The sequence below is a fragment of the Flavobacterium sp. RSP15 genome, assembly GCF_003968755.1.
GTDB lineage: Bacteria > Bacteroidota > Bacteroidia > Flavobacteriales > Flavobacteriaceae > Flavobacterium.
Genome location: NZ_RYDL01000006.1, coordinates 76,235 through 90,916 on the forward strand (window position 1 = coordinate 76,235; position 14,682 = coordinate 90,916).

16 protein-coding genes are annotated in these 14,682 nt (G+C 35.1%); 6 read left to right on the top strand and 10 right to left on the bottom strand.

The window, feature by feature from the left end; genetic code table 11:
* Nucleotides 1–2 precede the first annotated feature (2 nt).
* The 5 genes from EKM00_RS08450 to EKM00_RS08470 are packed head-to-tail and all read right to left on the bottom strand — an operon-like array spanning nucleotide 3 to nucleotide 3,968.
* The gene (locus tag EKM00_RS08450; protein WP_126451796.1) at nucleotides 3–692 is read right to left on the bottom strand and encodes a YjjG family noncanonical pyrimidine nucleotidase; all 690 of its coding nucleotides are present in this window, start codon (nucleotides 690–692) and stop codon (nucleotides 3–5) included.
* A gap of 9 nt (nucleotides 693–701) precedes the next feature.
* Entirely contained in the window at nucleotides 702–1,397 is a 696-nt protein-coding gene (radC, locus tag EKM00_RS08455) for a RadC family protein (RefSeq protein WP_126515885.1), read from the bottom strand.
* Between the two features lie 11 nt (nucleotides 1,398–1,408).
* A complete protein-coding gene (locus tag EKM00_RS08460; RefSeq protein WP_126458793.1) occupies nucleotides 1,409–1,867 on the bottom strand; it encodes a GNAT family N-acetyltransferase in 459 nt (152 codons plus the stop codon).
* 8 nt (nucleotides 1,868–1,875) lie between these two features.
* Entirely contained in the window at nucleotides 1,876–3,231 is a 1,356-nt protein-coding gene (locus EKM00_RS08465) for a UDP-N-acetylmuramate--L-alanine ligase (protein WP_126451793.1), read from the bottom strand.
* Between the two features lie 38 nt (nucleotides 3,232–3,269).
* Entirely contained in the window at nucleotides 3,270–3,968 is a 699-nt protein-coding gene (locus EKM00_RS08470) for a tetratricopeptide repeat protein (RefSeq protein WP_126515886.1), read from the bottom strand.
* Nucleotides 3,969–4,116: 148 nt separating this feature from the next.
* Here EKM00_RS08470 and EKM00_RS08475 point away from each other — a divergent pair, with 148 nt between their 5' ends.
* The 3 genes from EKM00_RS08475 (at nucleotide 4,117) to EKM00_RS08480 (ending at nucleotide 6,004) form a co-directional block, all read left to right on the top strand.
* Nucleotides 4,117–4,713, top strand: coding sequence for a UDP-2,3-diacylglucosamine diphosphatase (locus EKM00_RS08475; RefSeq protein ID WP_370453927.1), 597 nt, complete (start codon nucleotides 4,117–4,119; stop codon nucleotides 4,711–4,713).
* A gap of 26 nt (nucleotides 4,714–4,739) precedes the next feature.
* Nucleotides 4,740–4,931, top strand: coding sequence for a hypothetical protein (locus EKM00_RS15175; RefSeq protein ID WP_370453928.1), 192 nt, complete (start codon nucleotides 4,740–4,742; stop codon nucleotides 4,929–4,931).
* Between the two features lie 80 nt (nucleotides 4,932–5,011).
* Nucleotides 5,012–6,004 carry a glycosyltransferase family protein gene (locus tag EKM00_RS08480; RefSeq protein WP_126515887.1) on the top strand — a complete coding sequence of 331 codons (993 nt, stop codon included), beginning with the start codon at nucleotides 5,012–5,014 and terminating at the stop codon, nucleotides 6,002–6,004.
* 65 nt (nucleotides 6,005–6,069) lie between these two features.
* On the opposite strand, the gene obgE is transcribed toward EKM00_RS08480, so the two are convergent.
* The 4 genes from obgE to hpt all read right to left on the bottom strand — a co-directional run bounded on the left by obgE (nucleotide 6,070) and on the right by hpt (nucleotide 9,708).
* Nucleotides 6,070–7,071, bottom strand: a complete 1,002-nt coding sequence (gene obgE, locus EKM00_RS08485) for a GTPase ObgE (RefSeq protein ID WP_126451789.1) — start codon at nucleotides 7,069–7,071, stop codon at nucleotides 6,070–6,072.
* Nucleotides 7,072–7,153: 82 nt separating this feature from the next.
* A complete protein-coding gene (locus tag EKM00_RS08490; protein WP_126451788.1) occupies nucleotides 7,154–8,428 on the bottom strand; it encodes a hemolysin family protein in 1,275 nt (424 codons plus the stop codon).
* Between the two features lie 163 nt (nucleotides 8,429–8,591).
* A complete protein-coding gene (locus tag EKM00_RS08495) occupies nucleotides 8,592–9,164 on the bottom strand; it encodes an adenylate kinase (RefSeq protein WP_126451787.1) in 573 nt (190 codons plus the stop codon).
* Nucleotides 9,165–9,177: 13 nt separating this feature from the next.
* The gene (hpt, locus tag EKM00_RS08500) at nucleotides 9,178–9,708 is read right to left on the bottom strand and encodes a hypoxanthine phosphoribosyltransferase (protein WP_126515963.1); all 531 of its coding nucleotides are present in this window, start codon (nucleotides 9,706–9,708) and stop codon (nucleotides 9,178–9,180) included.
* Between the two features lie 216 nt (nucleotides 9,709–9,924).
* Between hpt and EKM00_RS08505 the strand changes: the two genes are divergently transcribed.
* Together EKM00_RS08505 and purE are read left to right on the top strand one after the other, a co-directional pair.
* Complete coding sequence (locus EKM00_RS08505; RefSeq protein WP_126515888.1) at nucleotides 9,925–11,082, top strand: 5-(carboxyamino)imidazole ribonucleotide synthase; 1,158 nt, start codon at nucleotides 9,925–9,927, stop codon at nucleotides 11,080–11,082.
* Nucleotides 11,083–11,136: 54 nt separating this feature from the next.
* A complete protein-coding gene (purE, locus tag EKM00_RS08510; RefSeq protein ID WP_126458759.1) occupies nucleotides 11,137–11,619 on the top strand; it encodes a 5-(carboxyamino)imidazole ribonucleotide mutase in 483 nt (160 codons plus the stop codon).
* A 51-nt stretch (nucleotides 11,620–11,670) separates the two neighbouring features.
* Here the strand turns inward: purE and EKM00_RS08515 are convergent, their stop codons facing one another.
* On the bottom strand, nucleotides 11,671–12,342 hold the full coding sequence (locus tag EKM00_RS08515; protein WP_126515889.1) for a hypothetical protein: 672 nt from the start codon (nucleotides 12,340–12,342) through the stop codon (nucleotides 11,671–11,673).
* A gap of 225 nt (nucleotides 12,343–12,567) precedes the next feature.
* On the opposite strand from EKM00_RS08515, the gene EKM00_RS08520 reads away from it, so the two are divergent.
* Nucleotides 12,568–14,595 carry a M3 family metallopeptidase gene (locus tag EKM00_RS08520; RefSeq protein WP_126515890.1) on the top strand — a complete coding sequence of 676 codons (2,028 nt, stop codon included), beginning with the start codon at nucleotides 12,568–12,570 and terminating at the stop codon, nucleotides 14,593–14,595.
* Nucleotides 14,596–14,682: the final 87 nt, after the last annotated feature.

Consider the following 14,682-nt stretch of genomic DNA (forward strand, 5'->3'; position numbering starts at 1 on the left):
CTTTATAAATATTTTTTAAGTTCTAATAAATGGTTAATTTGTATGATGTGCTGTTCTACCTGAACTTTACTTTCATTAAAGAAAATAGCTTGCAGTCCCGCATCCAGTGCTCCTTGAACATCCGCTTCTAAACTATCACCAATCATGATACTTTTTTCTTTTTTGGCTTTGGCCAAATCTAAAGCGTAATCAAAGATAATAGGATTTGGTTTTTTTACTCCAGCCATTTCTGAATTAGTTATGGTCTGAAAATAGCTTCCAATTTTTGAATTGTTCAATTTTTTAAATTGCACTTCCGCAAAACCATTGGTTATAATATGCAAATTGTATTTAGGTTTTAAATACTCCAAAAGTTCTACTGTCCCATCAAAAAGATGATTGTTGTCCGGCAAAAACCGAATATAATCCTCCGCTATAGTCTCTATTTCTTCATCTGAAATAGTATAACTCAACGCATCAAACGAGTGTTTCAATCGATTGTACCGTAACTCCTGATGGGTAATCTTATCGTATTGATAAAGTGCCCAACACGCTTGGTTAATTGGAACATATTTTTCAATAAATTCCTTGGTTGCTATCGTTGGATGATTTCTATTGAAAATAGTCTCAAAAGTGAGCTCTGAATTTTTATCAAAATCCCAAAGGGTATGATCTAAATCAAAAAAAACGTCCTTTATATGTGTTTGTTTCATTTTGTAATTTTAAAATATCCCTTCATCTGCAAAGCTGAAATAACTGGTTTCAGTTATAATAAGATGATCCAACACTTTTATTTCTAAACTATCACCTGCCAATTTTAATTTTCTTGTAATTTGCTTGTCGGCATCACTAGGAATCAAGGTTCCGGAAGGATGATTGTGACACAAGATCAATGCTGTAGCTCCTATTTCGAGCGCCGTTTTGAAAACGATTCGCACATCGACCAATGTTCCGGTGATTCCGCCTTTACTCAATTGAGATTTTGACAGTACCTTATTGGAGTTATTCAAATAAATAATCCAAAATTCTTCGTGTGGTAATTCCCCAATAATAGGCTGCATGATTTCGAAAATGATTTTGCTGGAAGTAATTTTCGTCAATTCCACAACCTCTTCGCCTCTTCTGCGTCTTCCTAATTCTAAAGCAGCAATAATAGAAATGGCCTTTGCCTCTCCTATTCCTTTAAATTGCATGAGCTGAGACAGTGATAATTTTCCTAAGGCATTCAAATTAGTATCTACGCTTGCCAAAATCCGTTTACTCAAATCCACCGCTGACTCATTCCTGCTGCCGGAACCTATCAAAATAGCTATCAGTTCCGCATCACTCAAAACACTTTTACCTTTCAGCATTAGTTTTTCACGTGGTTTATCGTCTTCGGACCAATTGGTAATAGGAAAAAAGGAATTTTCAGCCATTCGCTTGTTGTTTAAATTTGTTTGCGCATGCAAATACTATTTTCTAAACCCACATAAGGCTCATAATTATCAACAATTACATATCCTGCTTTTTGATACAAAGCAATGGCTTCCTTTTGCTTGTATAATGTTTCCAAAACAGAAAATGATGATCCAGAATCCTGCGCCCAAAGTTCCAATTCTCGTAAAATAGTTTGAGCCAATCCCATTCCTCGCACCTCAGGAGAAACAAACATACGTTTTATTTCAATTGTATTTTTATCATATTTTTTAAAACAACCGCAAGCAACAGCTTCGTTTTTTAAATATACAACAATAACATTTGGGTTTAATTCCAAAATATTATTACCCCAATAGTCGGTTTTTAATTCGGGATAACGCTCCCATAAACTTTTATCTAAAGCGCTAATAAGAGCCATAAAATCAGGATTTTCGCTTGTAGTCTTAGCAATTCTTATAGAATCTTTCATAGCATTATTTACTTTACCAATTCCTTTACTTCATCAAAATTCAATCCGCCGTAATTACCGGAACTCATCAACAACAAAGCCGAATTTTCAAGGTTTAAATTAAACAAATAATTCGCAAAATCTTTTGGATTGGTATAAATAATTAAATCTTTTCTGTTAAAAGCAGTAGCAATTTGCTCGTGTGTTACTTCCTCCAATTGTTTGATTTTTACGGCATCGGGCGAATAAAAAACTACAGCTGTATCAGCATATTCAAGTGCGCCTTCATATTCTTTCAAGAATTCCGCATTCAAGCTACTATAAGTGTGAAGTTCTAAACAACCCACTAAAGTACGATTTGGATATTGTTCTTTCACCGCCTTAGTCGTTGCTGCCACTTTACTTGGGGAATGTGCAAAATCTTTATAGGCCACTTTTGTTTTACTCTCCGCAATTTTTTCTAATCGCTTTGATGCGCCTTTGAAACTGGCAATCGCTTCATAAAAATCAGCTTCATCAACACCCATATTCTGGCAAATCCATTTGGCACCAGCCAAATTATTTAGATTATGTGCTCCAAAAACTTCAATTGGCATGTCGCCTTCCGGAGTTTCCAGCAGTGTCACACCCTCATTAACAGTATATTTGGGGGTATGATAGGCTAATTTTCGGATTGGATTTGTAGCCGCTTCTGCAACACGTTTTACTTCAGCATCATCTTCATTGTATACTAGAATACCACCATTGGTAATTTTGCCAATAAAAATTCCGAACTGCTCCACGTAATTTTCGTAAGTTGGAAAAACATTAATATGATCCCAAGCAATCCCTGAAATTAGAGCAATATTAGGCTGATACAAATGGAACTTTGGTCTTCTGTCTATCGGCGAGGACAAATATTCATCTCCTTCTAAAACGATAAAGTCATTCTCTTCCGTAAGATGCACCATTGTATCAAATCCTTCCAGTTGAGCGCCAACCATGTAATCTACAGCAATGTCATGGTAGTGCATTACATGTAAAATCATCGAAGTTATAGTTGTTTTTCCATGAGAGCCACCAATAACCACACGTGTTTTATTTTTAGATTGTTCGTACAAAAACTCCGGATACGAATATATTTTGAGTCCTAATTCCTGGGCTTTCAATAATTCAGGATTATCTGCTTTGGCATGCATGCCAAGAATTACAGCTTCAATAGCTGATGTTATTTTTTCAGGAAACCAGCCTAATGCTGGAGGTAAAATGCCTTTTTTGTCTAATCTAGATTTTGACGGTTCAAAAATAGCATCGTCACTTCCTGTAACTTGATATCCTTTATTGTGTAATGCCAGAGCAAGATTGTGCATGGCACTTCCTCCAATAGCTATAAAATGTGTACGCATTTTAATTTATGGTTTTTAAATTCAAGACGAAATAAAAATCAGTCTTGAACTTTATTATTATAGGTTTCTAATATTGATTTTGCTTTTTCAGGCGCGCTCATTTTATTTTTATACAAATCAGCTAATTTTTGATAACTTGTTTTGGAGCCTCCTGCTAGTATTGCTTTTTTATAGTGTAGTTCTGCCACTTTATACCTTTTAAAATATTCCTCAATATGTCCTCTTGACAAATATCCATCAACAGGCGACAACCGTAATAATTCATCGGAATATTTCATAGCCTTAGATTCACTCCCGCCAACAATACCCGGTAACTGAATATATATTTCAATCAAAGCCCAGCGCGCTTGAATGTGTTTGGGATTCAGATTGATGGCTTTTTCGAAGGAGGATTTGACTTCATCAATCATTCCAAGAGCCCTGAATTTATTGGATTCTTTGGCTTTCATTCCTAGAGCTCCTCCGTATTTATAGTGATAATCAGCTTCGGAAGGTTTTAAAATTTTTAGCTTTTTGTAATAAACAATCGCTTTGTCCCAAGATCTATTCTGCCCGGCAATGTCTCCTAAATATTCCATCGTTTTTAAATCCGATGGATTGGACCGCAAAATAGATTCAAAGACCAACTCGGCCTGATCTATTTTATTCGCCTTATATAGTTTTTCTGCTCTTTCAAAATCAGATTGGGACCAAATCATAATAGGGTATAATAAAAAGACTAGTATAAAATGTTTCATTCTTCAAAAATAAGGAAAATTTAAAGTATTAAACAGCTTTTTTAGTCTTAAAAAAAGTTAACAAATCAATATGTAACGTGTAATAATAATAATAATACATAAGACACATTACCATAACACAGAGTAATTAATTTCGTCAAAACAAATTATGAAAAGAAAGAAAAAAATTCCTTTAGTCGTATTAAGCGATGTACACTTAGGAACATATGGTTGCCAAGCCAATGAATTACTACAATACTTGAAATCGATTCAGCCAAAAATGCTGGTTTTAAATCGAGACATCATTGATATGTGGAGTTTTAGCAAAAGATATTTTCCCGCCTCACACATGAATGTATTGCGACAAATCATAAAAATGTCGAATCAGGGAACTCGAGTTATTTATATTACTGGTAATCATGACGAAGCTTTAAGGAAATATTCCGATTTTATTTTAGGGAATTTTGAATTGGCAGATAAATTAATTCTGGACTTAGACGGAAAAAAACCCTGGATTTTTCACGGGGATGTTTTCGATTCTTCTACGAAAGGCTATGCTAAAATTTTAGCTAAACTTGGCGGAAAAGGCTATGATTTATTGATTTTGATAAATAGTTGTATCAATTGGGTTTTAGTCCTTTTTGGAAAAGAAAAAAGAAGCTATTCTAAAATGATTAAGGAAAGTGTAAAAAAAGCAGTTTCTTTTGTGTCAAATTTTGAAACTACGGCCGCAGAAATTGCCATCAAAAAAAATACACTTATGTAGTTTGTGGACACATTCACAAACCCCAAATGAGGGAAGTAGAAAACGAATTTGGAAAAGTTATGTATTTAAACAGTGGTGACTGGGTCGAAAACCTTACAGCATTAAAATACAAAAAAGAAAAATGGAGCATTTACCAGTATAAAAAAACGGACTATATAGACCATGAGAAAAAAGAAGATACAATTATAAATGACATTGTAACCAAAATTTTATCTTAATAACTCTGAGGAAAAATCATCTTATCCTAATAAATCCATATTTAAAAGAAATCAGTTATAATCCAATCTAAATAACAAACATGAAAATATTTTATGCAATTCAAGCAACTGGCAACGGTCATATCAGTAGAGCTATGCAACTTTATCCTTATTTACAAAAATTTGGCACTGTAGACTTCTTCATGAGTGGAAATAATGCTAGTCTAAAAATTGATTTACCGGTAAAATACAAAAGCGACGGTTGCAGCTTGCACTACAGTAAATGTGGTGGCTTGAACTACTGGAATATTGCAAAAAACATTAGACCAATACAGATGTTCAAAGATGCAAGCTCGCTGCCTTTAAAAAATTATGATGTTGTAATAAATGATTTTGATTCAATTACTTCTCTTGCTTGTAAATTACAGAAAGTACATTCGGTACAATTTGGACATCAAGCTAGTTTTGCGTCAAAACTGACACCAAGACCAGAAAAAAAAAGCCTTATGGGAGAAATAATTCTAAAACATTATGCCCCTTCTCCACAATATATTGGATTGCATTTTGAGAAATACGATTCTTTCATTCTCCCTCCAATTATTAAAGATGAAATCATACAAGCCGAACCAAAAGACTTAAAACACATAACGGTTTATTTACCGTCTTTCCAAAAAGATTGTTTAGAAAAAGCGTTTAATAAACGCTCCGAAATTAATTTTCACTGGTTTTTAAATGATGTAAAACTCAAACATACCATTGGCAACATCACGTATTATCCTGTAAATCAAAAACAGTTCAATCAAAGCTTAATCAACTGTCATGGTGTCATAACCGGTGGTGGATTTGAGACACCCGCAGAAGCATTGTATCTTAGAAAAAAAATACTCAGCATTCCTATACGAAATCATTATGAGCAGGAGTGTAATGCTGCAGCACTAAAAACAATGGGGGTTCCAGTAGTTTATGAAGCAGGTGATAATTTTGATTTAATCATAGAAAACTGGCTTAATAAGGATACTCCTATACCTAATATACTAGCTAATACAGTCCCTGACACATTACAGTTCTTATTTGACACCTACAACAGTAACTAATTCTTAAATTATGACAACAAAAAAGGTGTCTTTTTAGAACACCTTTTTTGTGAAATTTATGAAAATTAGTCGTTCAACATTTTCCACAACTTGTCTTTTAATTCTGTCAAACCTTGTTGAGCCACAGAAGAAATAAACATATACGGAACATCTTTGAAAGCAACGTCTAACTCTACTTTTAGCTCTGCCTTTAACTCGTCATCAAGCATATCGCATTTAGAAATCACCAGCAAACGCTCTTTGTCAAGCATTTCGGGATTGTATTTTGTCAATTCATTTACCAAAATATCATATTCCGCTTTGATATCCGGAGTATCCACTGGAACTAAGAACAATAAAGTTGAATTCCGTTCAATATGGCGCAAGAAATAATGTCCAAGACCTTTTCCTTCGGCTGCTCCTTCAATAATTCCGGGAATATCTGCAATTACAAAAGATTGAAAATCTCTGTAGGCTACAATACCAAGATTTGGTTTCAAGGTAGTAAACGGATAATCGGCAATTTTTGGTTTTGCAGAAGTCAACACTGACAATAATGTTGATTTTCCTGCATTAGGAAAACCTACCAAACCTACATCAGCCAGTACTTTTAATTCTAAAATAACATCCATCTCTGCCCCAGGCAGTCCCGGTTGAGAATATCTGGGAGTTTGATTTGTCGAGCTTCTAAAATGCCAGTTACCTAAACCACCTTTCCCACCGCGAGAAAGAATTTGTTTTTCACCCTCATCAGTAATTTCAAATAATATTTCACCCGTTTCTTTATCTTTTACAACAGTACCCAGCGGCACTTCGATGAATTTATCGTCACCATCTGCACCGGTACTCCTGTCTCCACTACCATCTCCACCATTACCGGCTTTAATATGTCGGGCAAACTTTAGGTGAAACAATGTCCAAAGTGCTTTATTCCCTACCAAATATACATGGCCGCCACGACCACCATCACCACCGTCCGGGCCTCCTTTTTCAATAAATTTTTCTCTGTGCAAGTGCGTAGATCCTTTTCCTCCTTTTCCGGATGAAACATATATTTTAACGTAATCTACAAAATTCCCTTCAGTCATTTTTTTTTGTTTAAAAGTTTATCGTTTAAATATTAAAGAGTAGCGGCACACTAACTTTACACATTAAACTTTAAACCAAATTCTAACCCTTTAAGGCTTTCACCATCACTTTATCAATCTTCACGCCATCCATATCGATAACTTCCAACTCAAATTTTTGCCAAATTAATTTCTCTCCTTGTTTGGGTATATGAGATAGTTCCGTCATTATTAATCCGCTTACCGTAGTCACTTCGTAATCATTGATTAACTCATCTAACTCAAAGTACGTCAAAAAATCGTGCAACGAATAATGTCCGTCAACGAGCCATGTTCCATCTTCTCTTTCAATTAACTGAAAATCATCTTTATAAAAATCCGAAGCATCTCCAACCAGCGCTTCCAGAATATCATTCAGTGTAATAACACCCTGAAAAACACCATATTCATCAGATACAAATGCGTAATGTATTCCGGTTTTTTTAAAATTCTCTAACGCTACATACGCCGTGGTTTGCTCCATCAAAAAGGGAGCTTCGGTCATTATATCAGCCAAATTGAAATTTTCGTTCTCAAAATGAGCAAAAATATTTTTTAGGTTAACAACCCCTACAATATCATCATAATTCTCACCGTAAACAGGATAAATAGAATGCAACTCTTTAAGCATAAACTCTCTAACCTGTTCTTTATCCGCATGAAAAGGTAGAAAAACTACTGATTTTCTATGTGTCATCAAAGAATTTATTTTCCGATCACCAATATGAAAAACACGTTCCACAATATCTTGCTCTATTTCCTGAACTTCGCCTCCTTCAGTTCCTTCTTTGATAATCGCTCTAATTTCTTCTTCTGTAACTTTGCCGTCAGCTGTTGGTTTTATTTGTAAAATACTCAACAAAAATTCCGTTGAATGCGTCAACATCCAAATGAATGGAGCCATAATTACCGAAATAATTTTCATGGGTAATGCCACCGTTTTTGCAATGGTTTCCGGATGATTTAAACCAATTCTTTTGGGTAGTAATTCTCCTAAAACCATAGAAAAAAAAGTTAAAACCACTACAACAATCCCAACAGAAACAGAATGGGCATACGGTTTGAGTATCTCAAAATTATTGATGTAAGTTTCGACGTCAAATGTGATTTTATCCCCACTATAAATACCAGTTAGAATCCCTATCAAGGTAATTCCTATTTGTACGGTTGATAAAAATTTGTTTGGAGAATTGGCTAATTCCAATGCAATTTGAGCATTTTTATTCCCTTTTTTTGCAGAAGTTTCTAATCTATTTTTACGTGCCGAAATCAATGCGATTTCTGACATGGAAAAAATTCCATTAAGCAGTATTAGAAAAAATATTATTAGTATTTCCAATTTCTTAGTTGATTCGTTTGTGTATTAAAATGTGATTCCTCCATTTTTTGTTTTGAAATCGGTTGTTTGTAACCTCAATTTTATAGTCCAGATGGCAGTGGAAAGCCCAAAGGTAAAAAAACTATTTTTCTTGAGGACTTGCAAAGTACAGCTGGAACTGCTCCTATAAATGATCAATAACGGTACTTACTCTTTGGGTAATTTCTGCAATGGTACCAATTCCATTTACTGCGTGAAATTTTCCTTGTCCCTGATAATAATCCATTAATGGCGCTGTTTTTTCATTGTATTCCTGGTAGCGATTTCTGATCTTTTCTTCGTCTTGATCGTCAATTCTACCACTTGTTTTTCCTCTTTCTAACAACCGTTGTACCAGGATTTCATCATCGGCTTCGAGTGCAATTGTTGCGGCAACAGTCGAACTAATTGAAACAAGAAAGGCATCTAAATCTTTGGCTTGTGATAGTGTTCTTGGATATCCGTCAAATAAAATTCCGTTTGTGTCTGGATGTTTATTTACCTCATCAATCAACATTTTTGTAGTCAATTCATCCGGTACTAAATCCCCGGCATCCATATAAACTCTTGCTTGTTTGCCTAATTCTGTGTTGTTTTTTAAATTAAAACGAAATACATCTCCCGTGGAAATATGTGTTAATTTGTACTTGTCTTTCAAAAATTCTGCTTGAGTTCCTTTTCCTGCTCCTGGTTTTCCAAATAAAACAATGTTAGTCATAATGTGTTGGTAGTTATTCTTTTAGTTTATATACTTCGGACAAATTTCTTCCTAAACCATCATAATCCAAACCAAAACCTACAATAAATTTATTTGGGATTCGAATCCCAATATAATCTATTTTGATGTCTTTTGTATATGCTTCCGGTTTAAAAAAGAGTGTTGCTATTTTGAAATGTTTTACATTTTGTTTTTTGAATAATTCTTTGAGTTCCACTAAAGTGTTTCCAGTATCAACAATATCCTCAATGATAACAACGCTGCGTCCAGTCAAATCCTGATTTATTCCTATTAATTGTTTTACCTCATTTGTGGTAGAAGTTCCTTCATAAGAAGCCATTTTTATAAAAGAAACTTCACATGGTTTTTTATACTGTTTCATAAAATCAGAAACGACCATAAAAGCACCATTCAATACTCCAACAAATACTGGTATTTCATCTATAAAATCGTCTTCCACTTGTTGCACCATTTTAGTGATGGCAAAATCAATTTCTTTAGCAGAAATAAACGGAACAAATTGTTTGTCGTGAAGTTGTATCATTATTTTCATTTTTAAAATAATGTGCAAAGATACAGAATTCGGATTTGGGAATTGATAAATGGGAATTAATTTGTAATTTTAAGTAAATTACAAATTAAAGGGCTTCAAAATGGATTGAAAGCTATAAAAGCTACAATAAAAATTCCCAAGAAAATAAAATTGTGTTTTCGGATTCCATCATTATAAAGTATCTTTGCTTAAACATACAATTACACCATGAATTATTTTTCTTCTGATTTCAAATTAGGAATTCTCGGTGGCGGACAACTGGGCAAAATGCTATTGTTTGACACCCGAAAGTTCGACATACAAACCTATGTTTTGGATCCAAGTGATGATGCGCCTTGCAAAATAGCTTGTGACCAATTCTTCAAAGGGGATTTAATGGATTTTGAAACCGTGTATAACTTTGGTAAAAAAGTAAGTGTTTTGACTTTCGAAATCGAATTAGTCAATCTGGAAGCTTTGGTAAAACTTGAAGAAGAAGGGTTAAAGGTCTTTCCTTCGCCAAAAACGTTGAAACTCATTCAAAACAAAGGAATTCAGAAAGATTTTTACATTCAACATGCCATCCCAACCGCAAATTACAAACGATTTGACAATTTAAAAAGTCTCGTTGTTGATATTCTGGATTCGAAAACAAAACTGCCGTTTGTATGGAAATGTACGGAATTTGGTTATGATGGAAATGGCGTAAAAGTAATTCGACACATTTCGGATTTGGATAATTTAGCCAATGTAGAATGTATTGCCGAAGAAATGATTCCGTTCAAAAAAGAATTAGCTGTCATCGTTTGTCGCAATCCTTCCGGTGAAATAAAAACGTATCCTGTGGTAGAAATGGAATTTCATCCCCAAGCCAACCAAGTAGAATATGTGATTTGTCCTGCCCGGATTGATGATAGAGTTGCCGAAAAAGCAAGAACCATCGCATTGAATGTTTCTAAAAAATTCAATCATGTGGGACTATTAGCCGTAGAAATGTTTCAAACCGAAGACGATAAAATTATCGTGAACGAAGTGGCTCCACGCCCGCACAATTCAGGTCATTACTCGATTGAAGCCAGTTATACCTCGCAATTTGAAAATCATTTGCGTGCCATTCTAGATTTGCCTTTAGGGAATACCGACAGTAAAGTAGCCGGAATCATGGTAAATCTAGTGGGCGAAGAAGGTTTTTCAGGAGATGTAGTCTACGAAAACATCGAAAAAATACTAGGTTGGGATGGTGTTACGCCACATATTTATGGAAAAAAACAAACGCGTCCTTTTAGAAAAATGGGACACGTAACCATCGTTAATGAAGACATCAACGAAGCCCGAAGAATTGCTGAAGAGGTAAAGAATACGATTAGAGTAATCAGTGGTCAGTAAATAGTAATCAGTGTTCAGTGGCATTTTGCGACTTTAAACTTTAAATAAAAAACAATGAAAGTAGCCGTAATAATGGGAAGCATCTCAGATATGCCGATCATGCAAGAAGCCATAGATATCTTAAAAGCATTTGAAATCGAAATTGAAGTCGATATCGTTTCGGCACACCGAACGCCTGAAAAATTATTTGATTTTAGCATGAACGCACACACCCGTGGCATATCAGTTGTTATTGCCGGTGCTGGCGGTGCGGCACATTTACCCGGAATGGTCGCTTCAATGTCGCCACTTCCCGTAATTGGCGTTCCTATAAAATCCAGTAATTCAATCGATGGCTGGGACAGCGTTTTATCCATTCTGCAAATGCCAGGTGGCGTTCCCGTAGCAACCGTAGCCTTAAATGGCGCCAAGAACGCAGGTATTCTTGCCGCTCAAATCATAGGAAGTCACAACAAAAGTGTACTAGAGAAAGTAATTAAGTACAAAACCGGATTGAAAGAAGCCGTTAATATCGCTTCCCAAAGCCTCCAAAAATAAAAAAAAGCTCCATGACGGAGCTTTTTTTATGAATTCAGATAGTGAAATCATTTATTCTGCATCAACAACAATTTCAAGAACTCCTTCAAATTCTGATGCAATAATGTCCTCTCTGCTTAACCAGTATTCAGAAGTTGTAATCGTATAATTCAAATTATCTGCGGTCTTAACATCCCATAAAATATCTTCCGCTTCCGGAAAAGGCGCGTTTTCAGTCATTGGCAGATCGAACAATCTTTTGATCAAATTACTGCCAGATAAACCGTTGTTTAATAATTTTAGAATATTTTCTTTAGTCAGTACGTTATCATTTTCATCTTCGATCGGGACCAAACTGCATTCAACAATTGTCGCTTTTGCATTAGGAAAAGTACCGTTGTAAGCTTTGAAAAGCAATTGGTTGATATGAAACAATGTTGAATGCAATCCAATTTCAGGATATTCTTCACATACTTTATCTAAAAGCATATCGTTTGAAATTTGCTGAATTTGACCTTCATTCAAATCTTCTGATAATTTGTATTCCAATAGTACTGCAGCGGCATCTTTTGATTCGAAATCACTTATCGCCATAAACAATAATTCTCTTAAACTTGCGGCATCCCCATCATCAGCATCCGGATAATCGAATTTTTCTAAGAGTTTAATATAGTCTTCATTTGTCCAATATTCTTCAATTTCATCTACGGTATTGACTCTATTTATTGTAATTTGATAATTCATCTTTTTCTTTTGTTTGTTATATTTCTTTGATTTATTATTCTAAAACCAATCTTATTTTGACAATTTAAGGCTTTATTGTTTCCAAAAGAAATAAATAACATTTAAATAACACTTTTGAATCCGCTATTTTGACCCAAATCAATTCCTTCGATAACCCCATTTTTTTTATTAAATCCGTACCTTTGATTTCTTTAAACATCAAATTATTTTTATTACAAAATACAAATGAGCATCCTAACACACCCTTTCAATACAAAGTACAATACTGCCCCTTTTTCGAAAATTAAAAACGAAGATTTTCTTCCTGCTTTTCAAAAAGGGATCGAATTGGCAAAAGCCGAAATCGATGTAATTGTACAAAACCCGATAAAACCCACTTTCGAAAACACGATTGAAGCATTAGCATTCAGCGGCGACGTTTTGGACCGAATCTCAAGCATCTTTTTCAACTTGAATTCAGCCGAAACCAATGACGAAATTCAAAAAATCGCGCAGGAAGTTTCGCCTCTGCTCTCTGAGTTTGGCAACGATGTGCGTCTTAATCCGGATTTATTCGCACGAGTAAAAACAGTGTATGAGCAACGAGAAAAACTGAACCTCAATACGGAGCAAACCACGCTTTTAGACAAAAAATACAAAAGCTTTTCCAGAAATGGAGCGAATTTACCGGAAGATAAAAAGAATCAATTGCGAGAAATTGATAAAGAATTATCGAAATTGAGTTTGCAGTTTGGCGAAAATATTTTGGCCGAAACACAGGCCTATCAACTGCATATTACTAACAAAACAGATTTAGCCGGTTTGCCAGACGGAACTATCGAAGCCGCTCGTTCATTGGCTAAAAGCCAAGAAAAAGAGGGATGGATTTTCACATTGGACTATCCCAGTTATGTTCCGTTTGTAACCTATGCCGACAATCGGGAATTACGCATGGAAATGGCAATCGCTTTCGGTGCCAAAGGTTTTCAAAACAACGAATTTGACAATCAGGAAATTGTACTGAAAATTGCCAAATTGCGTTTTGACAGAGCTCAAGTTTTAGGTTATGCTACTCATGCTCATTTTGTATTGGAAGAGCGCATGGCCGAAAGTCCGGAGAAAGTAAAAACCTTCTCGAATGATTTATTAGAAAAAGCCAAACCGGCAGCCTTGAAAGAATTTGCACAATTGACCACTTTTGCAAAAGAGTTACACGGAATCGAGCAACTTCAAAAATGGGATGGTGCGTATTATTCGGAGAAATTGAAGCAACAATTATTCAATTTAGATGATGAAATTTTAAAACCGTATTTTCAATTAGAAAAAGTTTTGAACGGTGCTTTTGCAGTAGCACAAAAATTATACGGAATTACTTTTGAAGAAGTTTACGAAGTAGATAAATACCATGAAGAAGTAAAAACATACGCAGTAAAAGATGAAAACGATCAATTAGTTGCGGTGTTTTATGCTGATTTCTTTCCAAGAAAAGGCAAACGAAACGGAGCTTGGATGACTTCTTTTAAATCGCAATATGTTAAAAAAGAAATTAACGAAAGACCTCATATTTCTATTGTGTGCAATTTTACGAAACCTACGGAAACGAAGCCATCCTTATTAACTTTTAACGAGGTAACAACTTTATTTCATGAATTTGGTCACGCATTACACGGCATGTTGGCCAACACGACATATCCAAGTTTGTCCGGTACTTCAGTATATTGGGATTTCGTGGAATTACCAAGTCAGATTCTGGAAAACTGGTGTTACGAACCGGAGGCCTTGGCGTTGTTTGCCTATCATTATGAAACCGGCGAAATGATTCCGATGGAATTAGTCCATAAAATTAAGGAAAGTGCCAGTTTCCAGGAAGGAATGGCAACGATGCGTCAATTGAGTTTTGGGTTATTAGATATGGGCTGGCATGCACAAGATCCTTCTAATATTGAGGATATCAAAGCTTTTGAAACCGAGCAATTTGCAGCTACACAATTATATCCTGATACAAAAGAAAACGCGATGAGTACTTCATTCTCTCATATTTTTCAAGGCGGGTATTCCTCGGGTTATTACAGTTATAAATGGGCCGAAGTTTTGGATGCTGATGCTTTTGAATATTTTCAAGAAAAAGGTATTTTTAATAAAGAAGTGGCAACTAAATTCAAGGAAAACGTCCTTTCTAAAGGAGGAACAGAACACCCTATGATTTTATACAAACGCTTTAGAGGACAGGAACCAAAACCGGAAGCTTTGTTACGAAGAGCAGGATTGGTTTAGAAAAAACTTATTGAAAACCTGAAGTAACAGGCTTCGGGTTTTTTCAATAGCATTTCACACACCTAAAAAAATTAAAACCAACAAAAA